We start from the raw sequence: 23,855 nt of genomic DNA, 5'->3' as shown, positions 1-23,855 counted from the left end.
TCCGTTTCTGCGGTCACGGCCACTGATGGTTCCGCCCTTACGGCGGGTCACTTTGAAAAGCGCAAAGTAACCAAACGCTCTTGCCCCTGACGTTCGGTGCCATCGGCCATCCATGGCCGGGGCGGCTAACCCGGCATCCATGCCGGGTTGCCCACTGCGCAGAACCTCCTCTCGGCCTCACGAGGGGGCGTACACCGCAACAGCATCCGAGGCGGCCTACCGGCCGGCCTGGTTCTGATGCGTGCGTGTTTCCCTGTAGGAGCTGTCGAGTGCAACGAGGCTGCGATCTTTTGGCCTTATTTTTTACAAGCAAGATCAAAAGATCGCAGCCTTCGGCAGCTCCTACAGGGGGAATGCGTTTAGCCGAAAGAGATTGGTCGGCCATAAGGCCGCCTTCGCGAGCAAGCTCGCTCCCACAATGGGTCGGCCTACACCAACTGCTCTTTACCACTCAACAGGCCGAGCGTTAGCTCGCCTGCAGCTCTTGATCTTGATCCACCCGCCCCCTCGGCAGGCTGAGCGGTGGTGTTCATCCGGGGATTGGCGCTCAGCGCCGTTCGACGCAGTCGAACTCATTGCATGTAGGTCGTCGCGAAGCAGACCGGAGGGCAATGCCCCCGGATGAATACCGCAGCGAAGGAACGCCGAGCCTTAGCGAGGGGCCGTACGTTCGGGGCGAGACCTTTTGGTTCCTTTTGGGGCGTTCGGTGACAAAAGGGACTCGCCGTAAGGGCGAAACCATAAGTCGCCGTTACCGCAGAAACGGATATGTACTCAGTCAACAAAGCAAAGGCCGGCTGTCAGCTCTTCACCACCACCCACGTAAAACACAACGGCAACTGCGCCACCTGCTGCTGATAGCGGTCATAGAGTTCTTCGCGATTGGAGTGCGGGTACTCCTTGAAGTGACGGATCTGCAGCCCTGCCGCAATGGCGGCGCTGAAGAGGTCGCCCAGGGTGTGGACAAACCAGTAGGACGCCGCCGACGGCTGTTCGACCTTGCCTTCGTAGACGATCGGTTCGTGCTGCACGAACGGTTCGCGACGGAAGTATGAGCTGGACACGCGAAAAGGATCGGCAGCCTCGGGGTCGAACATTTCCAGGAACGGGTGGGTTTCGTACACCACCAGCGCCCCACCCGGCTTCAGCGTGCACGCCACATGGCGGAAGAATTCGCCGATGTCCGGCATCCAGTTCAGGACGCCGATGGTGATCAGCGCCAGGTCAAAGCGCTCCTGCAGTTGCGCAGGCAAATGGTGAATGTCCGCTTCGATGAATTGCGGCGCATGGGGCGAGCGGGACGCCAGTTCCCGTGCCTGTTCGAGAAATGCTTCAGACTGGTCGACGCCCACCACGCTACGCGCGCCCAGGGCAAACAGCGACAGACTTTCGCGGCCGTTGTTGCAGCCCAGTTGCACCACCTCCTTGCCGTCGACACCTGTCTGGGTCAGCAAGGCGGTCAAGGTGTCATCCAGGCAGGAGAAATCCGCGTGCGCCACGTCCTTCAACAAGGCTTGCCATTCGCAGGAAGCTTTGTGGTGACGGGCGGAGTCATTCCAGGCCTCGCGGTTACTGGCGATGGCTTGTTCTTTTGTCGGCAGTTCCATTGCACGCTCCAGGGTTCGGGTCGTCGATTTGACCGGCCGGAGTCTAGATCAACCTCCTCCTGGCAGGTGTTGCGAACTTGTAATCCACACAGCACCAACGGCTGCCCACGGCGGCAGCTATAGTTAATGACCTTGGGAGAAATGTGGTTAAACCGATTTAGCAGGTGTTGCCATGAACAAAACCAATCTGACGCTTTTGCTCGCCGTCTGCCTGAGCGCGACCGCCGTCGCCCACGCCGACGACATGCCAAACACCACCAACTACAGCAGTGAATTCAACTATTACGGCGCCGACCAACCCTTCGCGCACCCCGTACCACTGTCCATGAGCATCGTGCCACCAGGTTCGTACCTCCCGACCGCACCCGGGGAGTTCATTCCGGTTTCAAGTGAGCACGTGTTCTCCGACTCGCGCCTGCCGACTGTGGCCGACGCCACGGTTCGCGTGTTTGTCCGCAGCTACGATCCGGAACATGGCGTCTACGTGAACCAGGAAGTCCAGGACTCCGGTTGCGTGCTGTCCTGCATGAGGCAAGGCCCGGTGTTGCAGTGAGAACACCCCCTACCACTGGCGTTTGTCCGGGCGGGCGAGGCCGAGTTTTTCGATCCGGTAGCGCAACATGTCCCGGCTAAGACCCAGCAGGCGTGCCGATTTGGTGACGTTCCAGTCGGTCTTGTCGAGCATCTTGCGCACCATGTCGCGCTCCACTTCCGGCAGGTTCATGGATTCGTTGCCGTTGTAGGAGGGACGCGGTTCGCTGAAATGTTGCGGCTCGTGATGAAACATAGGTGGCTCATCCACCAGGCTCAGGCAGACGTTCAACTGATGGACGGCGATGGTGTCGCTTTGCGCCAGCAACACGGTTTGCTCCAGCATGTTGCGCAATTCCCGCACGTTGCCCGGCCAGCTGTAGCTGAGCAGCAAATCTTCGGCCTGATTACTGAAATGCAGGTTCGGCTTGCCGTAGCGTTTGCCATGCAGCCCCAGGAAGTGCCGGGCCAGCAGCAGGATATCGGCACCCCGGGCATACAGGCGCGGCACCTTGATCGAAATGATGCGCAGGCGGAAAAACAGGTCGCGGCGGAATTTGCCTTGCTGGACCATTTGTTCGAGATTGCAGTTGGTGGCGCTGATCACCCGCAGATCGACCTTGCGCTCCTTCACCGAACCGACCCGGCGAATGGTCCGGTCTTCCAGCAACTTCAGCAGCTTGGCTTGCAACAGCAGGTCCATTTCACCGATTTCATCGAGGAACAGCGTGCCGCCATCGGCCGCTTCCACCAGCCCCATGCGACGCTCCTTGGCGTCGGTGAAGGCGCCCTTCTCGTGGCCGAACAGTTCCGATTCCACCAGATTGGACGGAATCGAGGCGCAGTTGAATTCAATGAACGGGCCTTTGCTGCGCGGGCCGTCGAAGTGCAGGGCCCGGGCCACCAGTTCCTTGCCGGTGCCGGTCTCGCCTTCCACCAGGACCGGCGGCAGATCACTGTTGGCCATCCGCCGTTCGGCGTCGAGCAACTGGCTGATGATGCCCTTGAGGTATGCCATCGGTGCCGACTCGCCAATCAGCGCCTGCAACCCCGACTTCTGGGCTTCGCGCTCCTGGTAAAACGACAGCGTGCGCTCCATGCGGTCGGTAGCCAGGGCCTTGTCCAGCAGCAGCTTGAGCTCCGGCAGGGCCACCGGTTTGGTGACGTAGTGAAAGGCGCCCTCTTTCATCGCCACCACGGCGTCTTCGACGTTGCCGTAGCCGGTCATCATGATCACTTTCAGATCCGGCGCGCTGACGCGCAGCTTCTGGATCAGGTCGTGACCACTCATGCCCGGCAACGAGTTGTCGGTCAGTACCACGTCAGGAGCGAAAGCACCCAATTGCTCCAGTGCGTCTTCAGCCGAGTAGCAAACGGTCACCTCGAAGCCCTTGCGCTCCAGGTAAGTCTGAATATTCTCGGCGAGGATTTCGTCATCCTCGACCAACAGAATGCTGTGCTCCATATGCCCCTCCCGTTGCCACTTTGAAATTGAGACAAACACGGGTTCCTTCCTGCTCCCGGCTGGTCAGTTCGACCGAGCCGTCAAACCGCTCCATTATTCTCTTGACCAGGGCCAGGCCCACACCCAACCCACCTTGCTTGGTGGTGAAAAACGGCTTGAAGACCAGTTGTTGCTGTTGTTTGGACATGCCCTTGCCGGTGTCGGTCAGGGTCATGCTCAAGTCGCCGGGCACAGAGGAATCGATCTCGATCGTCAGCACGCCACCCTTGGGCATGGCTTCCAGTGCGTTGGCAAACAGGCTATTGAGTATTTGCGTGAGCAGCACCTGTTGGCTGACGACCGGTGGCACGCTGACAGGAGAGAAGCGCACTTCGACATTCGAACGTTTGATCAGGGACTCAAAGGCACTCAAGGTGTCATCGAGGGCCAGCACCAGGTCGACCGTTTCACAGTCGTCATTCATCGGTCGTAACGACACCAGCAATTCACGGACCCAGCGCGACATGCGGTCGACCTGACTGATGATGTCGCCAATGTTTTTCTGTGCGGTCTGGCTGGCGATGCCTTGGGCCAGTTCGGCGCTGGAACGGATGTTCGCCAGTGGATTGCGCAGGCTGTGGGCGACCGCCGAGGACATTTCCCCCAAGGCGACAAAGGTTTCGTTGGCGATCAGCTGCTTCTGCTGGCTCTGCAGCTGTATCGCCGCGCGCCGGACGATCCAGAACAGCCCCAGGTAAATGACCGCCCCGCCGATCAGGGTGGCCAGCCAGATCGCCTTGAAGCCACGCTGGATGCGTTCCACCAGGTCCACCGGTTCCTTGTAGATCTCCACCATGGCAATCACTTTGCTTCTGTCGGCATTGAACATCGGAATGTAGTTCTCGACGAACAGGTATTCCGGTTCGCGCAGCAGGCGTTGCTCGGGGCGCTCCTCATCGATCTCGTGGTAGCGGGTGGACACCGGAGATTTCATTTCGAAAGATTCATCCAGCTCCTCGTCGTCTTCGATGCGTATGCCAATCAACTCGGAGTTTGTCGACCAGACCACGGTGCGGTCCTGGGCGTACACCGTCGCCAGCAGGATGTCCGGCAGATGCTCCACATGGTCGAGAAACTCAACGCGCGCGGCGGCCCGGGCTTCGGGGTTGATGTCGGAATCGGCATGGTCCATGCGTGGGTCGAGCATTTCGCCCATGGTTCTGCCCGGCGAAATCCTGGCATGACGGATTTCGGCCTCGCCAATGGTTTGAATGAACTGCGCAGTCAGCATCGAATCGCGCTCGATGCTTTCATCGACCACAAAGCGCGTGGAGATGTAACCCAGCCCCAGCGCCACCACGGCGATGATGAAAAAGCTTGCCAGGGAGAACCAGCGCAGCAAGTTGAACTGCGGCCGCCAACCCTTGCGCGGTACTGCCGGAGCCTGCGGCGCAGCTACTTTTTGTTGTTCCAGTATCTGCATGGCTTTGTCCTGAGTCTTTGAGATCGAGCCTTTCCAGTCGGGTATCAAGTCAGTGTAGGTAACATTGATAGCAATTGACTGGCCCACGTAACTATTTCGACGCTATTGCACCTGGGTCATGTCGGGTTGCGCGACCGAATGATGATGTTCAGGCTCCTCGTTACCACTGGCCAATGGCACTACCGGCGGATGCTGACGGTTGGTTTCTTCCTGCAGGAAATCGATGATGGACTGGACGGAACGCTCATCCAGCCGCAAGTTGGGCATCGGGATCCTGTTGTAGCGATCGAACAGTTCCATCGCAATCGGGTCCTTTTCCGCGAGCATGCGATCCGGTTCGCGGATCCAGCGGTTGAGCCAGGCCGGATCGCGCTGATGGGTCACGCCGATCAGGTCCGGGCCGATGCTGTGCAGGCCGATGCCCTGCCCGTCCAGCGGACCGAGGCTGTGGCAAGATGCGCAACGGGTGCGGAATAGCTCTTCACCATTGCTCGGCGGACGGATTTGCGGTGCATCGGCATAGCTTTCTTCCACACTGGGCTGTTTCCAGTTCTGCAAGGTATTGGCCAGTTGGTCGGCCAGAATCCACGGGTTTTCGAACGGCGAGGCTTTCATCCAGCGGCCCGTTGCCTGGTTGCCGACGATCAGGCTGAGGTTGTGGTCCTTGTTGCGCCCGTTATCGATGCCTTCGATGAACAGCCCCAGCTTCTTGCGCAGCTCGGTGACGTCGGCGAATTCCCCGGTGAGGAATTTCCACCCGGGCCCGACCTGGAAGCGTTGCGCATAGGCCTTGAGCACCTTGGGGGTATCACTCAAGGGGTCGATGCTGATGGAATAGAAGAAGACGTCCTTGCCGACCCGATCCCCCAGCAGTTTCTGCACCTGGCGCAGGCGCGCGGTTTCCAGGGGGCAGGAGTCGCTGCACGAGGTGAAGATGAAGTTGATCACCACCACCTTGCCTTTGATCATGTCATCGAAAAAACGCAGCTGCTGACCGTCCTGGTCGGTCAGCAGGGTGTTGGGGAAATAGTCGCCTCCCCACGGGGTGGCGGCTTCAACGACAGCGGGTTCGGCAGTGGATGCAGGAGCAGGTGCGGGCGTCGACGTCGGCTGGCTGGCGACCAGCAGCTGGCTGGCCAGCAAACCGGTCACCATCATCAGCACCAGGTGCATGCCCAAGGCTCGTGAGCGTGGTGAATGCAGCCTCATGTTCATCTCGACGCCCTCCCTGTTCAGGGTTTGACAACCACTTCAGGACCCGTCCTGTTGTGGCAACGGACCAGTGGCCGCCGGTGGAAACGGCAAGGACGCCGCCGGCGTGGCGGGGTCAGGTTTTGCCGGACCGAATGCTTCGAACAACAGCAGTTGTTGCGTGGATGGCTGCGCACCGAACAACGGGCTGGACTTGTTATTGTTGGGGTAATTAAAACGGGGCTGCACGGCGGGCGGCAGGACGCTCAAGGGCGTTAACAGTCCTGAACGTTTGAAGTTGTACTGCCCTTTTTTTTCCATCACCAGCCGCCTCGATGTCGTGATGGGGGTGATGGGGGTTCTGCAAGGACCTCGCCAATTATGTAATTTTCTTGTACAAAAGCATTAACACTTTACAAAACAATGGCTTACCAATATCAATGTGCGATGACCGTGGAAATGACCGGGGATTGAAACCCAATATTGGGGGATAGTTCATCCCCGTTTTTTCAGGGGACCAGATTAAACAACAGACGGACAGTGGTGCCCTCGCCTTCACGACTATCCAGGGTCACCGCACCGCCAAAACGTTCCATGATCCGCTTGACCAGCACCAGCCCGACGCCCAGCCCGCTCTGCTTGGTGGTAAAGAACGGCCGGAAGGCCAATGTGCGCTGCTCCTCGCTCATGCCTTTGCCGGTATCGCTCACCTTCACGCTGACGCGCTGGGCATCGCGCGGCTCGATCTGGATGGTCAGCGTACCGCCGCTGTCCATGGCTTCCACCGCATTGGACAGCAGGCTGTTGAGGATCTGGGTCAGTTGCACCTGCTGGCTCAGGACCATGGGCGTCTGATCCGGTTCGAACACCACGTTGACCTTGGCCTTGCTGATCTGATGCTCGTAAGCCATCAGGCTGTCATGCAGTGCCGCCACCAGATTCACCGGTTCAGCTTCGTCATTGAGCGGTCGCAGGGACTGGAGCAACTCCCGTACCCATTTCGACATGCGATCGACCTGACCAATGATGTCGTTGATGTTCCCGTGTGCCGGACCGCTGTCGAACTCTATCGCCAGCTCGGCGCTTGAACGGATGTTCGCCAACGGATTGCGCAGACTGTGGGCGACCGCCGAGGACACCTCCCCCAGCGCCACAAAGGTCTCGTTGGTGATCAATTGCTTCTGCTGCGCCGCCAGCAGGATCGCCGCCCGCCGCACGATCCAGTACAGACCCAGGTAAATCAGACCGCCGCCCAGGGCGGTCGCCAGCCAGATCAGCACCAGGCCGCGCTCCATGCGGTTGATCAGGTCCTGCGGTTCCTTGTAAATCTCGACCATCGCCGTGACGGTGCTGCCATCGGCGTCGAACAGGGGAATGTAATTTTCGATGAAGATGTACTTGGGGGGCTCCACGAACTTCTGTTCCATGCGGGATTTGTCCACATCGTGGTAACTGGTCGACACGGGAAGCCTGGAGCTGAACGCCCGGTCGAGGTCTTCATCGCCATGGATCGTGGTGCCCATCAAGGCCGGGTTGGTCGACCAGATCACCCTGCGATCGGGTGCATAGATGTTGGCCAGGATCACGTCCGGCAAGTTTTCGATATGGTCGAGGAAATCACCACGGGCACTGGCGCGGGACAGCGTGTCGACGTCAGGAAAGTCCTTGTCTTTTCGTGGGTCGAGCAACTCGCCCATGGTCCGGATGTTGGGAATCGACACATTGCGCACCTCGACCGAGGCAACCGCCTGAATGAATTGCGAGGTCAACAGTGCATCGCGCTGCACGCTTTCGGTAATCACGAACTGCGAGGACACCGCCCCCAGCGCCACCGCCACCGTGCCGATCACCGCCATGCTGATCAGCGAAAACCAGCGCAGCAGATCGAACGGCCGCTTGCGCGTGTTCAAGCGGGCTTCGCTTTCGGTCACAAGCACTTTGGTGATTGAGTTCATGGACACGGTTCCCGGAAACCCCCTATAGGTTTATAGCCCACTCATAGCCGTTTGCCCGAACCTGGGGACTGCGATTCCCCACCCTCCCCGCCGTCCTATCCACCCCCAATGTTGGGGACAGCTGCCCGTCTCCCAACCTCCCGGTCTGCGCCGCGACTGCGCCAACGCCTTTACTCCGGGGCTCTCCCGGGCGTTTTCGCTGATTGGTATGGAAGTTGCCAAACTCCCTGCCAACTGACCCATCCCCAAGGGGCAGGTACTTCGATAGAGGGAATACTCATACACCCTTTACTGTGCAAAACCGCGACCGCCCTGGTCGTGGCCGCTCTAGCCCAAGGTATTGCCCAGGCAGCGCTGTTTGCCGTAGACCCCGGACCCTACCTGCCAGCCAATGGCAATTTCGCCGCCTGGTATCAGGACACCCACGGCCGAACCCTTGACCTGTGTTTATCCAAGGCTGTCAGTTCCAGGGTTGCCAGCGCACCGGGCGCTCCGACTTACATGTGCTCGTTGATCCCGAACCCCGGTATTTTCGACGACACTCAACCGTTGGTCTTCCCGACCAATTTCCCCGACGAAGCGTTCTGGGCCACCGGCGAAACCACCATCGTCGATGCCGCCCGAGGCATCGACCTGACCTATGTCTCGGCGCTCGAAGCCGCCTTCAGTGGCGGCGATCCACTGGAGGGCGACCAGATCAGCTTCGCCCGTATCCGTATTCGCATCGACGTGCCCACCGCCGGCACCTATGTCATCACCCACCCCTACGGCGTCGAAGTGTTCAACGTCGACACCCCCGGCCGGCGGGCGATCAACATGACCCGGGACATCGGTTACGGTGAAATCCGCCGCCGGCGGCAGTGACACCGAGCCGGTCGTAGTCGTCGGCACTGCACCGGACACCGGCGCGAACCAGGCTCCGATCTCTGTCGCCGATACTGCCAGCACCAGCTTCGGCCTGCCGATCACCCTCAATCTGCTGGTTAACGACAGGGACCCGGACGGCAATACGCCGCTGAGCATTACCGCGCTGACCCAACCGGCCGCCGGCCAGGGCACCGTGGCCTTGAGCGGCACTACGGCGGTGGTCTACACCCCTCCCGCTGTCGTCAACGCGCCGTTGACCACGACCTTCACCTACAAGGCCCAGGACGCCAAAGGCCTGGCCTCGACGACAGCGGCAACCGTGACCCTCACCGTGGCGCCTAACCGGCCTCCGGTGGCAGTCGCCGATGCCGTCACGACACCGGGTGTGGCGATCCCCATCAACGTGCTGGCCAACGACACCGACCCGGAGGGCAACGTGCCGCTAGCGGTCGCCAGCTTCACTCAACCCGCGGCGGGTCGCGGCACTGTCAGCAGTAACGGCACGGTGCTCACCTACACTCCGCCGGCCACCGTCACCACGGCCTTCACCACGACCTTCACCTACATCGCCCGGGACAGCTTCGGCGCCCTGTCGACGTCGCCGGCCACGGTCACCGTGCAGGTCTCGCCACGGCCTGCTGTTGAAACCTTCGCAGTGACCACCGCAACGGTGAGTGCCCGCTCCAATAACCGCTTCACCTGGGACTTTGCCGGCACTTCATCGGTGACCACCGGCAACACCATCACCATCAAGGTGACCACTCCGACCGGACTGGTCACCCTGGGCACCACCACCGTACAGGGGAACGGTCGCTGGCGGTTGACGGTGAACAACACCACCACGGTCGTTCCGTCGGCGAACCCGACCGCCACCATCACCTCGTCCCAAGGCTCCGTGCGGACAGTGCCGGTGATCGCCAACTGAGCCCGCGCCCCATTAGCCACATTGGTTGATGGGGCCGGCTTCAACCCTATGGAAAACCGCGGCCTCAGGTTGGGGGGGCCGCGTTCCCTGTAGGAGCTGTCGAGTGCAACGAGGCTGCGATCTTTTGGCTTTATTACTTACAAACAAGATCAAAAGATCGCAGCCTTCGGCAGCTCCTACAGTTGAGCTGGGTACATTCGAAAGAAATTGGTCGGCTGGCAGGCCGCCTTCGCGGGCAAGTCGGAWCGCCGCACCGTCGCGCCTACAGAAMAGCAAAGGCARRGCGGCGTACACCCACGCTCTTCACCACTCAWCAGGCCGAGCGTTAGCTCGCCTGCAGCTYTTGATCTTGATCCACCCGCCCCCTCGGAAGGCTGAGTGGAGGCGTTCATCCGGGGGTAGGCGCGCAGCGCCGTTCGGCGCAGCCGAACACATCGAGAGGAGGTCGAAGCGAAGCCGACCGGAGGCGATGCCCCCGGATGAATGCCGGAGCGAAGGAACCCCGAGCCTTGGCGAGGGGCCGTACGTAAGGGGCGAGACCTTTGGTTCCTTTGGGCTGGGCCGGCACTCCGGCGTTTGCCAAAGGGACTCGCCGTAAGGGCGAAACCGCCAGCCGCCGTTACCGCAGCAACGGATATGTACTCAGACCCACAACCTGATCGACGAGTCCCGTCAGCCGCTCGGCCAACGCCTTGGCCTGGCTCGCCACGTCGGTAACGGCGGTACTTTCCCACCACATGCCGCGCAACGGCGGGCCCATGGCAAACAGACGGCGGGCGGGCTGCCCCTCGGCGTTCAGGACCGCCCCATCGACCTCTGCCGCAATGCCCAGGGCCAGCGGCCCCGGCTGCACCAGACCGCGGGCGAGCAGTTGCCGGGGTAGTGGTCGCGCGACCCGGCGCCAATCGTATTCGATACCGCTGGAGTTGATCAGGGCGGCACCGCTGACCACACTGGTCTGCGCCTCGCCGCGCCGTCGAAGGCGGATACTCACCTCGCCATTGCGCGAAGGCTCAAGCCCATTGAACGAAGCCGCGTGAATACGTAACCGCCCTTCTTTATATAGGCGCTCCACCAATTCGGCGCTCAAGGGTGGCGAGCGGTGGTGATGGCTTTCCCACCACGGCCGCACATGCCGCACGAACTGCCGACGCTGCACGTCCGTCGCCTGATGCCACAAGCGGCCGATATGTGCCCGCACCGTGTCCAGCGGTGCCTGCCAGTCGATACCCTGGGCGATAGCGTCCCGGCAGTGTCGACGCAGTTCGCGCATCAGCTGGCGAGGTGTGCGGATACTCAGGTCCTCAGCGAGAAAATCCACCCAGGCCGGTGGCTGGCGACGCACATGGGGCAGCAGCCCGTGGCGGGAAAACACTTCGATCGGCCCGCGATGCCCGGCCTGTTCCAGGGACACCACGGCGTCGACCATGGTCAGGCCCGAGCCGATGATCATGACCGTCGATTGCGGATCGAGCCGCTGCATGGCCGCCACGTCCCACGGATCGAGGGCGGCCGCATTCAAGCCGCTGGATTCGGTTTGTGGCGTGCGCGCGGCGGGAAACATTCCGGTGGCCAGCACCGCAAACGCGCCCTGCACGCATCGGCCATCGCTCAAGGTCAACCGCACGGTGTCGGCATCGGTTTGCAAATCGACCGCCTCGGCCTGCACATGCTCGACCGTCGAACCGTTCAGTGCACCCACCGCCTGTGCTTCGGCCAGGCGCTGTCGGGCGTACAGGCCGAATACGCCCCGTGGTGGAAACAGTTCGCTGATCGGCACATGCTGCTGATCCGATTCCGGCCAGCCGCCCGCCGCGATGTACCCGGTCAGCCATTGGGTCAGGTCGTCGGCGTTGTCCGGATCGACACTCATCCGCGCCGCATTGCCGTTGAGCGTATGGCCCAGTTCCACCGCACTGTAGGCTTCGCCCCGCCCCAACTCGGCCCGGGGCTCGATCACCAGCACCCGGCGCTGGCCCGGCAAGCGCATCAACTGCGCCGCCAGCATCGCGCCACTGAGGCCGCCGCCGACAATCAGGATGTCGGCGTCATTGGTCAAGGTCTGGTCCATCGTGCTCTCCCTGTTCAGATCACCACGTTACGCACAAACCGCGCCGCCACCGCCCCGTCGTTGCGATAACAGTGCGGCTGGTTGCTGGCGAACATGAAGAATTCACCCGCGGCGATAGGCTGTGGCTGGTCGCCGAGCATAACGGTCAGGCAACCTTCGAAGACATAAATCTGCTCGCTCCAGCCATCGGCGTCCGGCTCCGACGGATACACCTCGCCCGGTTGCAGGCACCACTCCCACTGCTCGACTTCGCGGCTGGCCTGGGCCTTGGAGAGCAACACCGCTTTGCTGCCGGGGATCGTACCGGTCCAGGCCAGCTCATTGATACGACTGGGGTCGCGGGCGTCGGGCGCCTGGATCAAATCACTGAAGGCAACGTCGAGGGCTTCGGCCACCCGGTCGAGGGTGGTCAGGCTGACGTTCTTTTCCCCCGCCTCGATCGCCACCAGCATTCGACGGCTGACACCGGACTTTTCCGCCAGCGCGCTCTGGCTCAGGTCGGCGGCATGACGCAAACGACGGACGTTTTGACTGACGTGCTGGAGGACCGAAGCCCGTTGGGTAGAATCTTTGTGCACTATATTGCTCACTGGGTGGGGTTGGGCAGTATACTGCGCAACATTCGACGCATTGTGCGTCCCCCTCCAGTAGCGTGCAAGGTCATGACGTTGGTGAACTCCCCAAAGGCTTCCTCCCGTTTCACACGGTTCAGCAAGGCTGAATGCGTGCTGGTGCTGATCACGATGGTCTGGGGCGGTACCTTCCTGTTGGTACAGCACGCGATGACCGTCAGCGGCCCGATGTTTTTCGTCGGCCTGCGTTTTGCCGCCGCCGCGAGCATCGTCGCCCTGTTCTCCTGGCGTCATCTGCGCGACATGACTTTGTTCGAACTCAAGGCGGGGTCGTTTATCGGCGTGGCGATCATGCTCGGCTACGGCTTGCAGACGGTCGGGTTGCAGAGCATTCCCAGCAGCCAATCGGCATTCATTACCGCGCTGTACGTGCCTTTCGTGCCGTTGCTGCAATGGCTGGTGCTGGGGCGGCGCCCGGGGTTGATGCCCAGCATCGGCATCATGCTGGCCTTTAGCGGGTTGATGCTGTTGTCCGGGCCGTCCGGTGCGGCGTTCAACTTCAGCTCCGGTGAAATCGCCACCTTGATCAGCGCCGTGGCCATTGCGGCCGAGATCATCCTGATCAGCACCTATGCCGGCCAGGTCGATGTGCGCCGGGTGACGGCGGTGCAACTGGCGGTGACTTCGGTGCTGTCGTTCCTGATGGTGGTGCCGACCAACGAGGCGATTCCGGATTTCTCGTGGTTGCTGCTGTGTAGCGCGCTGGGCCTTGGGGCGGCAAGCGCGGCGATTCAGGTGGCGATGAACTGGGCACAGAAAAGCGTGTCACCGACCCGCGCCACGCTGATCTATGCCGGTGAGCCGGTATGGGCCGGGATTGTCGGGCGCATCGCCGGGGAACGTTTGCCGGCGATTGCCCTGGTCGGGGCCGGGTTGATTGTAGCGGCGGTGATAGTCAGTGAGTTGAAGACCAAGGGTAAGGCGGCGGCTGAGCAGGAGCTGGAGCAGGAAACACAGCGATAAACCGCAATCTCTGCATTGCCAGATAGGCCGCCATCGCGAGCAAGCTCGCGAAGGGGCCAGAACTGGCTCCCCAACCTCTATCTGAAACAATGTGAATCAGGGCTTTTCCGTCTACCGTGTAGGATTCTGCGACAGCTTGGCGTTTGGTGATCCGGGAGCTGGCACGTATGATGCTTCACAAACTTCCGCAGATTAGAAGCCTATGTCCCTGATAGTTCTACTGCTTCTGCCTTTCATAGGCAGCTGTTTGGCGGCCGTGTTGCCGCACAATGCCCGTAACGCCGAATCTCTGCTAGCCGGCCTGATCGCCCTGATCGGCACCCTTCAGGTCGCATTCCTGTACCCGCAGATCGCCCATGGCGGCGTCATTCGCGAAGAGTTTTCATGGCTGCCCAGCCTGGGCCTGAACTTCGTCCTGCGCATGGACGGTTTCGCCTGGCTGTTCTCCATGCTGGTGCTGGGCATCGGCACCCTGGTTTCGCTGTACGCCCGCTACTACATGTCGCCGAACGATCCGGTGCCGCGTTTCTTCGCGTTTTTCCTGGCCTTCATGGGCGCCATGCTCGGGCTGGTGATCTCCGGCAACCTGATCCAGATCGTGTTTTTCTGGGAGCTGACCAGCCTCTTCTCGTTCCTGTTGATTGGCTACTGGCACCATCGCGCCGATGCCCGGCGCGGCGCCTACATGGCGCTGATGGTGACCGGTGCGGGCGGTTTGTGCCTGCTGGCGGGGGCCATGCTGCTCGGCCATGTGGTCGGCAGCTATGACCTGGACAAGGTCCTGGTCGCCGGCGACCTGATTCGCGCCCATGCCCTCTACCCGATTCTATTGCCCCTGATCCTGATCGGTGCCTTGAGCAAAAGCGCGCAATTCCCCTTCCACTTCTGGCTGCCCCACGCCATGGCCGCGCCGACACCCGTGTCGGCGTACCTGCACTCGGCGACCATGGTCAAGGCCGGGGTCTTCCTGCTTGCGCGGCTATGGCCGTCGCTTTCCGGCAGTGAGGAATGGTTCTACATCGTCAGCGGCGCTGGCGCCTGCACCCTGTTGCTCGGGGCGTACTGCGCGATGTTCCAGAACGACCTCAAGGGCTTGCTGGCCTACTCGACCATCAGCCACCTGGGCCTGATTACCCTGCTGCTCGGCTTGAACAGCCCGCTGGCCGCCGTCGCCGCGGTGTTCCACATCCTCAACCACGCGACCTTCAAGGCCTCGTTGTTCATGGCCGCCGGCATCATCGACCACGAAAGCGGCACCCGTGACATCCGCAAGCTCAGCGGCCTGTACAAGCTGATGCCGTTCACCGCGACCCTGGCCATGGTCGCCAGCGCCTCGATGGCGGGTGTGCCGCTGCTCAACGGTTTCCTGTCCAAGGAAATGTTCTTCGCCGAAACCGTGTTCATCAATGCCACGCGCTGGGTCGAACTGAGCCTGCCGATCGTGGCAACCATTGCCGGCACTTTCAGCGTGGCCTACTCCCTGCGTTTCACCGTGGATGTGTTCTTCGGCCCGCCCGCGACCGATTTGCCGCACACCCCCCACGAGCCGCCGCGCTGGATGCGCGCGCCGGTCGAGCTGCTGGTGTTCGCCTGCCTGCTGGTGGGCATCTTCCCGGCCCAGATAGTCGGCCCGCTACTCGCGGCGGCGGCGCAACCGGTGGTCGGCGGCACGCTGCCCGAGTACAGCCTGGCGATCTGGCATGGCCTGAACGCGCCGATGATCATGAGCCTGATCGCATTGTCCTGCGGCACCGTGCTCTATCTGCTGCTGCGCAATCAATTCAAGCGCGGACGCTTCAACCGTCCGCCGGTCATTGGTCGCCTGGACGGCAAGCACCTGTTCGAATACGCGCTGGTCGCGATCATGCGCCTGGCCCGGCGCCTGGAGCCGCGGATTGGCACCCGGCGCCTGCAAATGCAGTTGTTCCTGGTGGTGTTCGCCGCCGTGCTGGCCGGGTTGATCCCCATGCTGCACAGCAGCCTGCACTGGGGCGACCGGCCGAAAATCCCCGGGTCGATCGTCTTCGTCACCTTGTGGTTGCTGGCCATCGCCTGCGCCCTGGGCGCGGCCTATCAAGCCAAGTATCACCGGCTCGCGGCCCTGACCATGGTCAGCGTCTGCGGCCTGATGACCTGCGTCACTTTCGTCTGGTTTTCGGCGCCGGACCTGGCCCTGACCCAACTGGCGGTCGAAGTGGTGACCACGGTGCTGATCCTGCTGGGCCTGCGCTGGTTGCCACGACGGATCGAGGAAGTCTCGCCGTTGCCCGGCAGTCTGCGCCGGGCGCGGGTACGGCGGATCCGCGACTTGCTGCTGTCGACCGCGGTCGGTGTCGGCATGGCGTTGCTGGCCTACGCCATGCTGACGCGCCAGACCCCCAACGATATTTCCTCGTTCTACCTCAGCCGCGCCTTGCCCGAAGGCGGCGGCAGCAACGTGGTCAACGTGATGCTGGTGGACTTCCGTGGTTTCGACACCCTCGGTGAAATCACCGTGCTGGTGGCGGTGGCCCTGACCGTGTTCGCCCTGCTGCGCCGCTTCCGCCCACCGAAAGAAAGCCTGCAACTGCCGGCCCAGCAACGCTTGCTCGCACCGGACGTGGTCACCGACCTGGTCAACCCGCGTCACGCCAGCGACACCGCACTCGGCTTCATGATGGTGCCGGCGGTGCTGGTGCGCCTGCTGTTGCCGGTGGCGCTGGTGGTGTCGTTCTACCTGTTCATGCGCGGGCACAATCAACCGGGCGGCGGCTTTGTTGCAGGGCTGGTGATGTCGGTGGCGTTCATCCTGCAATACATGGTCGCCGGCACGCAGTGGGTCGAGGCGCAAATGAGCCTGCGGCCACTGCGCTGGATGGGCACCGGACTGCTGTTTGCCACGGCCACCGGGCTGGGTGCGATGCTGGTCGGCTATCCGTTCCTGACCACCCACACCTGGCATTTCTCGTTGCCTCTGCTGGGTGACATTCACCTGGCCAGCGCGTTGTTCTTCGACATCGGCGTATACGGCGTGGTGGTCGGTTCGACCCTGTTGATCCTCACAGCCCTCGCCCACCAATCGGTGCGGGGTCACAAAACCGCTGCCCAGCCTAAATCCGTTGCCATGAAGGAGGTCGTCTGATGGAAGAAGTCATCGCAATCGCCATCGGCGTACTGGCCGCGTCCGGCGTCTGGCTGATCCTGCGCCCACGGACGTTCCAGGTGGTCATGGGCCTGTGCCTGCTGTCCTACGGCGTCAATCTGTTCATCTTCAGCATGGGCAGCCTGTTCATCGGCAAGGAGCCGATCATCAAGGACGGCGTACCGCAGGACTTGCTGCACTACACCGACCCGTTGCCGCAAGCACTGGTGCTGACGGCGATCGTCATCAGCTTCGCCATGACTGCGCTGTTCCTGGTAGTGCTGCTGGCCTCCCGGGGCCTGACCGGCACTGACCATGTGGATGGCCGGGAGCCCAGGGAATGATGGCGATGACTCACCTGATCGTCGCGCCCATCCTGCTGCCGCTGCTGACTGCCGCGATCATGCTGATGCTCGGCGAGAAGCACCGGCCGCTCAAGGCGAAGATCAATCTGTTCTCCAGCCTGCTCGGCCTGGGCATTGCCGTGGCGTTGTTGCAATGGACACAAACCACCGGCGTGCCCGGCTCCATCGGTGTGTACCTGCCGGGCAACTGGCAAGTGCCGTTCGGCCTGGTACTGGTGGTCGATCGCCTGTCGGCGCTGATGCTGGTGCTGACCGGCATCATCGGCGTCAGTGCCCTGCTGTTCGCCATGGCACGCTGGGACAGCGCAGGTTCGAGTTTTCACGCGCTGTTCCAGATCCAGTTGATGGGCCTTTACGGCGCGTTCCTCACCGCTGACCTGTTCAACCTGTTCGTGTTCTTCGAGGTGTTGCTGGCCGCGTCCTATGGGTTGATGCTCCACGGCTCGGGCCGGGCGCGGGTGTCGTCGGGGCTGCATTACATCTCGATCAACCTGCTGGCCTCGTCGCTGTTCCTGATTGGCGCGGCGCTGATCTATGGGGTCACCGGCACACTGAACATGGCCGACCTGGCGGTAAAAATCCCGCTGGTGTCCGAAGCTGATCGGGGCTTGCTGCACGCCGGCGCGGGGATTCTGGCCGTCGCGTTTCTGGCCAAGGCCGGCATGTGGCCGTTGAACTTCTGGCTGGTGCCGGCCTATTCCTCGGCCAGTGCGCCGGTGGCGGCGATGTTCGCGATCATGACCAAGGTCGGCGTCTACACCTTGCTGCGCCTGTGGACGCTGCTGTTCTCCGCCCAGGCCGGGGCATCGGCGTTCTATGGCGGGCAGTGGCTGATTTACGGTGGCATGGCGACCATCGTCTGCGCCGCCATGGCGATCCTCGCCGCGCAACGCCTGGAGCGCATGGCCAGCCTGAGCATTCTGGTGTCGGCGGGCATTCTGTTGTCGACCATCGGTTTCGCCCAGCCGAACCTGGTCGGCGCGGCGCTGTTCTACCTGTTCAGCTCGACCCTGGCATTGAGCGCATTGTTCCTGCTGGCCGAACTGATCGAACGCTCGCGCTCGGCCAACGAAATCCTGCTCGAAGACGAAACCGAACTGCTGCCGCGGCCACTGGAATCCCTGCATCCGCCCAAAGGCATCAACCTCGACGACGAACAAAAAGCCGTGGTCGGCCAGGTGATTCCCTGGACCATGGCGTTTCTTGGCCTGAGCTTCATCGCCTGCGCCTTGCTGATCATCGGCATGCCGCCGCTCTCCGGCTTTATCGGCAAACTCGGGTTGATCGGTGCCCTGCTCAATCCGCTGGGCCTGGGCAACAGCGGCAACACACCGGTTTCCAACGCCGCGTGGGGCCTGTTGGTGTTGTTGATTGTGTCCGGGTTGGCGTCGCTGATCGCGTTCTCGCGCTTGGGTATCCAGCGCTTCTGGACGCCAGCCGAACGTCCTTCGCCCCTGCTGCGACGCCTGGAATGCGTGCCGGTCTTCGCCCTGCTGGGCTTGAGCATTGCGCTGACCTTCAAGGCCGATCCGCTGCTGCGCTACACCCAGGCCGCCGCCGATGCCTTGTACAACCCGCAGCAGTACGTGATGGCGGTGCTCGACACGCGCGTTGTACCGAACCCGCCGGCCCATGCAACCCCGCAGGAGGTGCAGCCATGAAGCGCCTGTTTCCGGCACCGTTGCTGTCGCTGGCCTTGTGGCTGCTGTGGCTGTTGCTGAACCTGTCGACCAGCCCCGGCAACCTGCTGCTGGGTGCGGTGCTGGGGTTCTGTGCGCCATTGATGATGCGCAGGCTGCGTCCGCTGCCGGTGCGCATTCGTCGACCTGGAGTGATCCTGCGCCTGGTCCTGCTGGTCGGGCGCGATGTGCTGATGTCCAACCTCGCCGTGGCCTGGAGCGTGCTCAATGCCGGTCGCCGCCCGCCCCGCTCGCGATTCATCAAGGTGCCGCTGGACTTGCGTGACGCCAACGGCCTGGCCGCGCTGTCGATGATCACCACGGTGGTGCCCGGTACAGTCTGGTCGGAGCTGGCGCTGGACCGCAGCATTCTGCTGTTGCACGTCTTCGACCTGGACGATGAGGCGCTGTTCATCCAGCACTTCAAGGCGACCTACGAACGTCCTTTGATGGAGATCTTCGAATGAGCCCGTTGCTGTCGAGCGCGATCCTGCTGAGCCTGTTCTTCTTTTCTTTGGCGATGATCCTGACCCTGGTCCGCCTGTTCAAGGGACCGTCGGCCCAGGACCGGGTCCTGGCGCTGGACTATCTGTATATCGTCGCGATGCTGATGATGCTGGCGCTGGGTATTCGCTATGCCAGTGACACGTACTTCGAGGCGGCGCTGCTGATCGCACTGTTCGGTTTCGTCGGCTCGTTCGCCCTGGCGAAATTCCTGCTGCGTGGTGAGGTGATCGAATGAATACGCCATTGTCATTGTGGGTGGAAATCCCGGTGGCGATCCTGCTGGTGCTCGGCAGCCTGTTTGCGTTGATCGGCGCCACGGGTCTGCTGCGCATGAAGGACTACTTCCAGCGCATGCACCCACCAGCCCTGGCCTCGACGCTTGGGGCCTGGTGCGTGGCGCTGGCATCGATCATCTACTTTTCGGCGCTCAAGTCCGCACCGGTATTGCACGCCTGGCTGATTCCGATCCTGCTGGCGATTACCGTACCGGTGACCACCTTGCTGCTGGCCCGGGCGGCGCTGTTTCGCAAACGCATGGCCGGGGATGATGTGCCGGCCGAAGTGAGCAGTCGGCGGACCGAGAGCGGTAGTTAGACCAAAGATTTGTATTGGCTGGACCGACCTCATCGCGAGCAAGCTCGCTCCCACAAGGTTTGGTGTCGGACTCAAAAGGTGTGTACGACACCCGTCACTGTGGGAGCGAGCTTGCTCGCGATGAGGCCAGTATTGTCACTACAAAAATGTCGATCAATCAGATCCAGGCCACCGTCAACAACCCCGCCCCCAGCACCACACACAACGGCGAGTAAACCCAGGTGTCCAGCCGGGCAAATTTCGAGCCTTTGACCTCTTTGAAAAAACCCACCAGCTCCGAATCGCCAATGGCCCGGGCAAACAGCAAAATCGCTATGGCGCTGATCACCCACTGCAACGACCAGTGATGCAACGGTGGCAGCCACCAACCCACCCGCAAGCACACCAGCACGGCAATCAACAACAACACCGCAGCCACCACCAGCGTGATCCAGCCTCGTGGCTTGAACGCCGGTCGCAGTTGCGCGCTGCCCTCCTGCGGCACTTGCGGGACCGCCGCCACCGCCGCCCATTCACCACCCAACGCCCAATACACATGCACCAGACTGATCACTGCGAAGATCGTCACCAGCCACTGAGCCAACAGCAAGGTCATGGTTCAGAGATCCTTGAAAGGAATATGAACTGAACATTGTAGGAGCTGCCGCAGGCTGCGATCTTTTGATTTTGTTTTTTTAAGACAAGATCAAAAGATCGCAGCCTGCGGCAGCTCCTACAGGGCGGCGGAGACTTTATCCGCCACGTCCTTGGGCAGCCAGGCCCGCCAGACGTCCGGATGAGCCTTCATGAACGCCTGCGCCGCCTGACGCGGCGGTGTATGTTTCTCGCTCATCTCGGCCAGCGCTTTGTTCAGGGGGGCGATCGGGAAGTCGACCTTGGCGAAGAACTCGACAATCTGCGGATACTGCTTCTGGAAGGGTGTGGACACACCGATCGACAGCTTGGAGGCCAGGGAACGGGTCGGCTGTGGGTTGGGGTTATCGGCGTCGGTCAGGGTCTTCCAGGCTTCGGCGTCAAACGGTGGCTCTTCCAGTTGTATCAGCTTGAAGCGGCCGAGCAACGGCGTGGGCGACCAGTAGTAAAACAGTACCGGCTTGCCACGACGAATGGACGAACTGATCTCTGCATCCAGTGCCGCGCCCGAACCACTGCGGAAGTTCACGTAGCTGTCGTCCAGCCCATAGGCCTTGAGCTTCTGCTTGTTGACCACTTCCGAGGTCCAGCCGATGGGGCTGTTGAGGAAACGTCCCTTGGTCGGGGCTTCCGGGTCCTTGAACACGTTTTTGTATTTCGGCAGGTCGCTGACGCTGCGCAGGTCCGGTGCCAGCGGCTTGATGCCCTTGGCCGGGTCGCCCTTGATCACATATTCCGGCACCCACCAGCCTTCTGTAGCGCCCTTGACCGTGTCGCCGAGGCTGACGACTTTGCCTTCGGCTTCCGCCTTGACCCAGACCGGGCTGCGACCGGCCCACTCTTCGCCAATGACCTGGATGTCATTGTTGGCCAGCGCGGTTTCCAGGGTGATGGTGGTGCCCGGCAAGGTGTCGGTCGGCAGCCCGTAGCCCTTCTCGACAATGATGCGCAGGACATCGGTAATCAGGCTGCCGCTTTCCCAGTTCAGGTCGGCGAAGTGGATCGGCGCCTGGGCGGCAAACACCGGGGCGGGAATCGCCAGCAAACCGAAAGTGGCCAGGACAGCAGCCAGCAACCGTCGAAATCCGTTCATGCTTTTGCACCTCGTGCTGTTCACAGCAATAGCAGGATGGCCTGGCAGTAGACCGCCAAGCCTCTGAATACTCAGTCCAATGACTGTAGTAGAGGTTCCTGCTTTCGAGGTGCGTGGATCAGTTTTCGCAGGTTTCCTGCAAACGCATCAGCTCGCGTCTGACCATGCTGGCGTATGCCGCCGGTTGCAGTTGGTAAAGCTGTGACGCCACCCAATTCAGCCAGGCTCCTTGCAGAATGACCTTCTGCCCGAACAGCCGCCGCGCTTCGTCTTGAGCGCTGGCCAGGTTCTGTTCGTGGAAATCGGCGCGGGTCAGGGTCATCACTCGCTGGCCTTGAAGGTCACCAGCTCGCCCTTGCGCCACTTGGCCGCTTTGGCGGTCACGGCTTTGAGGGTCTTGGTCAGGCCTTCCTGCAGCTGTTGATGGGCGGCAAACACCATCACCACGCTGTGACCTTCCTTGAACACTATCCCCTGACCGTCGGCCGTGGTCACGAAGGCGTAATCGCCAATTCCGTAAACCGTCAGTTTGATGTCGCGGAACTTGATGTCCAGCTTGCCGCCTTCGCGACTGGGCAGCACGGACGCGCTGAAATGATCACCGACCTTGAGCTTGAGTCCGGGTTTGTCGTCCACCACCAGGGCTGATTCGGTGTCGATTTCGGCAATGTAGATGCCTTCGGCGTTCTGTTCGGTGATGTAAACGAAACGTGACTGAAACTGCTTGACCAGCTTTGCGCGCAAATCACCCAGTACGAACAAAGCATGCATATCGAGATTACTTACTGCCAAGGAAACATCCCCACATCTGAAAAATGGTGCCGTGCGCGAAAAATAAACGCACAGCCAAAAAAGCGGCAATGCCGAAGGTGTCGCCAAAGAACCCGGATTGAAGTCCTGAATGAGCAGTGCACTCATTCATCACGAAGCTTGAGAAGACTACTGGAACGTCACTCGCGTCGTCCTGACTGGCGTTCGTCACAGGCTGAAGGAAAACGCCCTTCCTGCTGCCAGAAAATTATGGACTATCAACTTCGGGGAAAAATCTCATCAAGAAAAAATCTTTTCCTACATATCGTCCGCAAAAAATTGCTTTAGATAAACATCGATCACCCGCCAGTGAGGGTGATTCTAGAGCAGCGATGCTCTTGGAGACTAGCCAAAACGACGTGCATACGTCGATAAAACCATGAAAAGGACTTCACATGTGCACGCTGACTCACTTTGCTTATCCGTTGGTGCCTGACTCGGAAACAGCGCCAACCGCGCATCCGATACGGTTCCGCCACCACGAACCGCATCACGATGTCCCGGCCCGCCCGCGATTTCAGGTGGTGATGGCGGGCATTGCCTTCTTTCATATCAAGGATATTTCGACAGGCTGCGTAAGAGGTTTCCGAGCCGATCATAACGAAGCCTGTGCCCTCGCCCGGTTTCTGGAATCACATTGTTGACTGCCCGCCGCACTCATCGCCATCGACGTTTCGTCTGCCCGCCGACTTATCTGAGCCGTCGACGGGCAACTACTGCCATACTGCCCGCCAAATAAAACGGATCCGCAGAAAATCGGGTCGCGTTGACAACAACAACGTATTTCCAGGGGAAGTCGGCAACGTGACGGAATTTGATATCGGCGAGTTTTTTATCCGGGGTGAAGCCAGAGAAGTCGAGGGTGAATTCCAGGCCGTGATTGTCATGCGCGCCAAGCCACCGCTCAAGACCGTGACGTATTACCAGGTCGAAAAGGATCGCTGGTTCAAAACCCCGGATGTCGCCGCCATTGCGGCCCAGGAATCGGCCAGGGAACTGAAGGCGGCGGTCGATGCGGGCGCGCTGAAAGCCTGATTGTCGGGTTGGCGGTGCGCGAAGACGTAGATTGGGCGCGGGTGGTCGACGACCTGAACCTGCGTATGCACCAGACGCACTGACCACCTCAATGCAGGCTGCCAGGTTCTTCGGCGTTCAATTGCGCCAACCAGGCAGCCTTGCACTCCTCCGCTTCATCGCGACTGGAGAACGCCGTGCCCCGGCGCTCGCCATTGAACAACACCACCCAACAGACCCTGCGCCCCATGGATCGCAAATTGGCGGGCACACCGCTGCCGATCATGACCGCGACATCAACTTTGCCTTGCATGCTGACCTCTCGAAATTAATTAGCAACCTAATTAGTAGGTATGTTATTTAGTTTTTC

23 protein-coding genes and 2 pseudogenes are annotated in these 23,855 nt (G+C 61.2%); 12 read left to right on the top strand and 13 right to left on the bottom strand.

Going from position 1 to position 23,855, the window contains the following annotated elements; genetic code table 11:
- Positions 1-800: 800 nt before the first annotated feature.
- On the bottom strand, positions 801-1,607 hold the full coding sequence (locus AC1DKH_RS22415; RefSeq protein ID WP_477756686.1) for a class I SAM-dependent methyltransferase: 807 nt from the start codon (positions 1,605-1,607) through the stop codon (positions 801-803).
- A 172-nt stretch (positions 1,608-1,779) separates the two neighbouring features.
- On the opposite strand from AC1DKH_RS22415, the gene AC1DKH_RS22410 reads away from it, so the two are divergent.
- Entirely contained in the window at positions 1,780-2,160 is a 381-nt protein-coding gene (locus AC1DKH_RS22410) for a hypothetical protein (protein WP_477756687.1), read from the top strand.
- Positions 2,161-2,169: 9 nt separating this feature from the next.
- Here the strand turns inward: AC1DKH_RS22410 and AC1DKH_RS22405 are convergent, their stop codons facing one another.
- From AC1DKH_RS22405 to AC1DKH_RS22385, 5 genes and pseudogenes are all read right to left on the bottom strand, one after another.
- Complete coding sequence (locus tag AC1DKH_RS22405) at positions 2,170-3,603, bottom strand: sigma-54-dependent transcriptional regulator (RefSeq protein WP_477764909.1); 1,434 nt, start codon at positions 3,601-3,603, stop codon at positions 2,170-2,172.
- On the bottom strand, positions 3,572-5,065 hold the full coding sequence (locus AC1DKH_RS22400; protein ID WP_477756933.1) for a sensor histidine kinase: 1,494 nt from the start codon (positions 5,063-5,065) through the stop codon (positions 3,572-3,574). The genes AC1DKH_RS22405 and AC1DKH_RS22400 overlap by 32 nt, the downstream gene beginning before the upstream one ends.
- A 102-nt stretch (positions 5,066-5,167) precedes the next feature.
- Positions 5,168-6,280, bottom strand: coding sequence for an SCO family protein (locus AC1DKH_RS22395; protein WP_477756086.1), 1,113 nt, complete (start codon positions 6,278-6,280; stop codon positions 5,168-5,170).
- A gap of 45 nt (positions 6,281-6,325) precedes the next feature.
- Positions 6,326-6,523, bottom strand: a pseudogene (locus tag AC1DKH_RS22390) (hypothetical protein); the annotation flags it as partial.
- A gap of 242 nt (positions 6,524-6,765) precedes the next feature.
- Positions 6,766-8,211: a sensor histidine kinase gene (locus tag AC1DKH_RS22385; RefSeq protein ID WP_477756087.1), complete on the bottom strand. Its 1,446-nt coding sequence runs from the start codon at positions 8,209-8,211 to the stop codon at positions 6,766-6,768.
- A gap of 279 nt (positions 8,212-8,490) precedes the next feature.
- On the opposite strand from AC1DKH_RS22385, the pseudogene AC1DKH_RS22380 reads away from it, so the two are divergent.
- Together AC1DKH_RS22380 and AC1DKH_RS22375 are read left to right on the top strand one after the other, a co-directional pair.
- Positions 8,491-9,048, top strand: a pseudogene (locus AC1DKH_RS22380) (hypothetical protein); the annotation flags it as partial.
- A gap of 1 nt (position 9,049) precedes the next feature.
- Positions 9,050-10,003 carry an Ig-like domain-containing protein gene (locus AC1DKH_RS22375; RefSeq protein WP_477799335.1) on the top strand — a complete coding sequence of 318 codons (954 nt, stop codon included), beginning with the start codon at positions 9,050-9,052 and terminating at the stop codon, positions 10,001-10,003.
- 619 nt (positions 10,004-10,622) lie between these two features.
- Here the strand turns inward: AC1DKH_RS22375 and AC1DKH_RS22370 are convergent.
- Both AC1DKH_RS22370 and AC1DKH_RS22365 read right to left on the bottom strand, forming a co-directional pair.
- Positions 10,623-12,074, bottom strand: a complete 1,452-nt coding sequence (locus AC1DKH_RS22370; protein ID WP_477799334.1) for an FAD/NAD(P)-binding protein — start codon at positions 12,072-12,074, stop codon at positions 10,623-10,625.
- 14 nt (positions 12,075-12,088) lie between these two features.
- Positions 12,089-12,652 carry a helix-turn-helix domain-containing protein gene (locus tag AC1DKH_RS22365; RefSeq protein ID WP_477756461.1) on the bottom strand — a complete coding sequence of 188 codons (564 nt, stop codon included), beginning with the start codon at positions 12,650-12,652 and terminating at the stop codon, positions 12,089-12,091.
- On the opposite strand from AC1DKH_RS22365, the gene AC1DKH_RS22360 reads away from it, so the two are divergent.
- The 7 genes from AC1DKH_RS22360 to AC1DKH_RS22330 all read left to right on the top strand — a co-directional run bounded on the left by AC1DKH_RS22360 (position 12,647) and on the right by AC1DKH_RS22330 (position 19,935).
- On the top strand, positions 12,647-13,669 hold the full coding sequence (locus AC1DKH_RS22360) for a DMT family transporter (protein WP_477756460.1): 1,023 nt from the start codon (positions 12,647-12,649) through the stop codon (positions 13,667-13,669). The genes AC1DKH_RS22365 and AC1DKH_RS22360 overlap by 6 nt on opposite strands.
- Before the next feature lie 202 nt (positions 13,670-13,871).
- Positions 13,872-16,790, top strand: a complete 2,919-nt coding sequence (locus AC1DKH_RS22355) for a monovalent cation/H+ antiporter subunit A (RefSeq protein ID WP_477799333.1) — start codon at positions 13,872-13,874, stop codon at positions 16,788-16,790.
- Complete coding sequence (locus AC1DKH_RS22350; RefSeq protein WP_007973781.1) at positions 16,790-17,134, top strand: Na+/H+ antiporter subunit C; 345 nt, start codon at positions 16,790-16,792, stop codon at positions 17,132-17,134. The genes AC1DKH_RS22355 and AC1DKH_RS22350 overlap by 1 nt, the downstream gene beginning before the upstream one ends.
- Positions 17,131-18,816, top strand: coding sequence for a monovalent cation/H+ antiporter subunit D (locus AC1DKH_RS22345; RefSeq protein WP_477799332.1), 1,686 nt, complete (start codon positions 17,131-17,133; stop codon positions 18,814-18,816). The genes AC1DKH_RS22350 and AC1DKH_RS22345 overlap by 4 nt, the downstream gene beginning before the upstream one ends.
- Positions 18,813-19,301, top strand: coding sequence for a Na+/H+ antiporter subunit E (locus AC1DKH_RS22340; RefSeq protein ID WP_477753127.1), 489 nt, complete (start codon positions 18,813-18,815; stop codon positions 19,299-19,301). Before AC1DKH_RS22345 ends, AC1DKH_RS22340 begins: the two co-directional genes overlap by 4 nt.
- Positions 19,298-19,576: a K+/H+ antiporter subunit F gene (locus AC1DKH_RS22335; RefSeq protein ID WP_414925130.1), complete on the top strand. Its 279-nt coding sequence runs from the start codon at positions 19,298-19,300 to the stop codon at positions 19,574-19,576. Before AC1DKH_RS22340 ends, AC1DKH_RS22335 begins: the two co-directional genes overlap by 4 nt.
- Positions 19,573-19,935: a Na+/H+ antiporter subunit G gene (locus tag AC1DKH_RS22330; RefSeq protein WP_007973772.1), complete on the top strand. Its 363-nt coding sequence runs from the start codon at positions 19,573-19,575 to the stop codon at positions 19,933-19,935. The genes AC1DKH_RS22335 and AC1DKH_RS22330 overlap by 4 nt, the downstream gene beginning before the upstream one ends.
- A gap of 157 nt (positions 19,936-20,092) precedes the next feature.
- Here AC1DKH_RS22330 and AC1DKH_RS22325 read toward each other — a convergent pair whose 3' ends face one another.
- From AC1DKH_RS22325 to AC1DKH_RS22310, 4 genes are all read right to left on the bottom strand, one after another.
- Positions 20,093-20,530, bottom strand: coding sequence for a DUF3995 domain-containing protein (locus tag AC1DKH_RS22325; protein ID WP_477799331.1), 438 nt, complete (start codon positions 20,528-20,530; stop codon positions 20,093-20,095).
- Between the two features lie 117 nt (positions 20,531-20,647).
- Positions 20,648-21,661, bottom strand: coding sequence for an ABC transporter substrate-binding protein (locus tag AC1DKH_RS22320; RefSeq protein WP_477760729.1), 1,014 nt, complete (start codon positions 21,659-21,661; stop codon positions 20,648-20,650).
- A gap of 118 nt (positions 21,662-21,779) precedes the next feature.
- Entirely contained in the window at positions 21,780-21,983 is a 204-nt protein-coding gene (locus AC1DKH_RS22315) for a hypothetical protein (RefSeq protein WP_477753129.1), read from the bottom strand.
- A complete protein-coding gene (locus AC1DKH_RS22310; RefSeq protein ID WP_007986246.1) occupies positions 21,983-22,453 on the bottom strand; it encodes a hypothetical protein in 471 nt (156 codons plus the stop codon). The genes AC1DKH_RS22315 and AC1DKH_RS22310 overlap by 1 nt, the downstream gene beginning before the upstream one ends.
- A 413-nt stretch (positions 22,454-22,866) precedes the next feature.
- On the opposite strand from AC1DKH_RS22310, the gene AC1DKH_RS22305 reads away from it, so the two are divergent.
- Together AC1DKH_RS22305 and AC1DKH_RS22300 are read left to right on the top strand one after the other, a co-directional pair.
- Entirely contained in the window at positions 22,867-23,115 is a 249-nt protein-coding gene (locus tag AC1DKH_RS22305) for a hypothetical protein (RefSeq protein ID WP_477753130.1), read from the top strand.
- 160 nt (positions 23,116-23,275) lie between these two features.
- Complete coding sequence (locus AC1DKH_RS22300; RefSeq protein WP_477753131.1) at positions 23,276-23,506, top strand: hypothetical protein; 231 nt, start codon at positions 23,276-23,278, stop codon at positions 23,504-23,506.
- A gap of 88 nt (positions 23,507-23,594) precedes the next feature.
- On the opposite strand, the gene AC1DKH_RS22295 is transcribed toward AC1DKH_RS22300, so the two are convergent.
- Entirely contained in the window at positions 23,595-23,798 is a 204-nt protein-coding gene (locus AC1DKH_RS22295) for a hypothetical protein (protein ID WP_477753132.1), read from the bottom strand.
- Between the last annotated feature and the right edge of the window lie 57 nt (positions 23,799-23,855).

The organism is Pseudomonas sp. 05L36, assembly GCF_056398125.1.
The sequence above is the reverse complement of the archived record's forward strand: the minus strand, read 5'-3'. Positions and strand labels throughout refer to the sequence as shown.

Coding starts and splice junctions, on each gene's coding strand:
- AC1DKH_RS22325 (WP_477799331.1), bottom strand. CDS start 20,530: ATGACCTTGCTGTTGGCTCAGTGGCTGGTGACGATCTTCGCAGTGATC.
- AC1DKH_RS22305 (WP_477753130.1), top strand. CDS start 22,867: ATGTGCACGCTGACTCACTTTGCTTATCCGTTGGTGCCTGACTCGGAA.
- AC1DKH_RS22415 (WP_477756686.1), bottom strand. CDS start 1,607: ATGGAACTGCCGACAAAAGAACAAGCCATCGCCAGTAACCGCGAGGCC.
- AC1DKH_RS22295 (WP_477753132.1), bottom strand. CDS start 23,798: ATGCAAGGCAAAGTTGATGTCGCGGTCATGATCGGCAGCGGTGTGCCC.
- AC1DKH_RS22355 (WP_477799333.1), top strand. CDS start 13,872: ATGTCCCTGATAGTTCTACTGCTTCTGCCTTTCATAGGCAGCTGTTTG.
- AC1DKH_RS22330 (WP_007973772.1), top strand. CDS start 19,573: ATGAATACGCCATTGTCATTGTGGGTGGAAATCCCGGTGGCGATCCTG.
- AC1DKH_RS22395 (WP_477756086.1), bottom strand. CDS start 6,280: ATGAACATGAGGCTGCATTCACCACGCTCACGAGCCTTGGGCATGCAC.
- AC1DKH_RS22315 (WP_477753129.1), bottom strand. CDS start 21,983: ATGACCCTGACCCGCGCCGATTTCCACGAACAGAACCTGGCCAGCGCT.
- AC1DKH_RS22405 (WP_477764909.1), bottom strand. CDS start 3,603: ATGGAGCACAGCATTCTGTTGGTCGAGGATGACGAAATCCTCGCCGAG.
- AC1DKH_RS22320 (WP_477760729.1), bottom strand. CDS start 21,661: ATGAACGGATTTCGACGGTTGCTGGCTGCTGTCCTGGCCACTTTCGGT.
- AC1DKH_RS22410 (WP_477756687.1), top strand. CDS start 1,780: ATGAACAAAACCAATCTGACGCTTTTGCTCGCCGTCTGCCTGAGCGCG.
- AC1DKH_RS22335 (WP_414925130.1), top strand. CDS start 19,298: ATGAGCCCGTTGCTGTCGAGCGCGATCCTGCTGAGCCTGTTCTTCTTT.
- AC1DKH_RS22345 (WP_477799332.1), top strand. CDS start 17,131: ATGATGGCGATGACTCACCTGATCGTCGCGCCCATCCTGCTGCCGCTG.
- AC1DKH_RS22350 (WP_007973781.1), top strand. CDS start 16,790: ATGGAAGAAGTCATCGCAATCGCCATCGGCGTACTGGCCGCGTCCGGC.
- AC1DKH_RS22385 (WP_477756087.1), bottom strand. CDS start 8,211: ATGAACTCAATCACCAAAGTGCTTGTGACCGAAAGCGAAGCCCGCTTG.
- AC1DKH_RS22340 (WP_477753127.1), top strand. CDS start 18,813: ATGAAGCGCCTGTTTCCGGCACCGTTGCTGTCGCTGGCCTTGTGGCTG.
- AC1DKH_RS22370 (WP_477799334.1), bottom strand. CDS start 12,074: ATGGACCAGACCTTGACCAATGACGCCGACATCCTGATTGTCGGCGGC.
- AC1DKH_RS22400 (WP_477756933.1), bottom strand. CDS start 5,065: ATGCAGATACTGGAACAACAAAAAGTAGCTGCGCCGCAGGCTCCGGCA.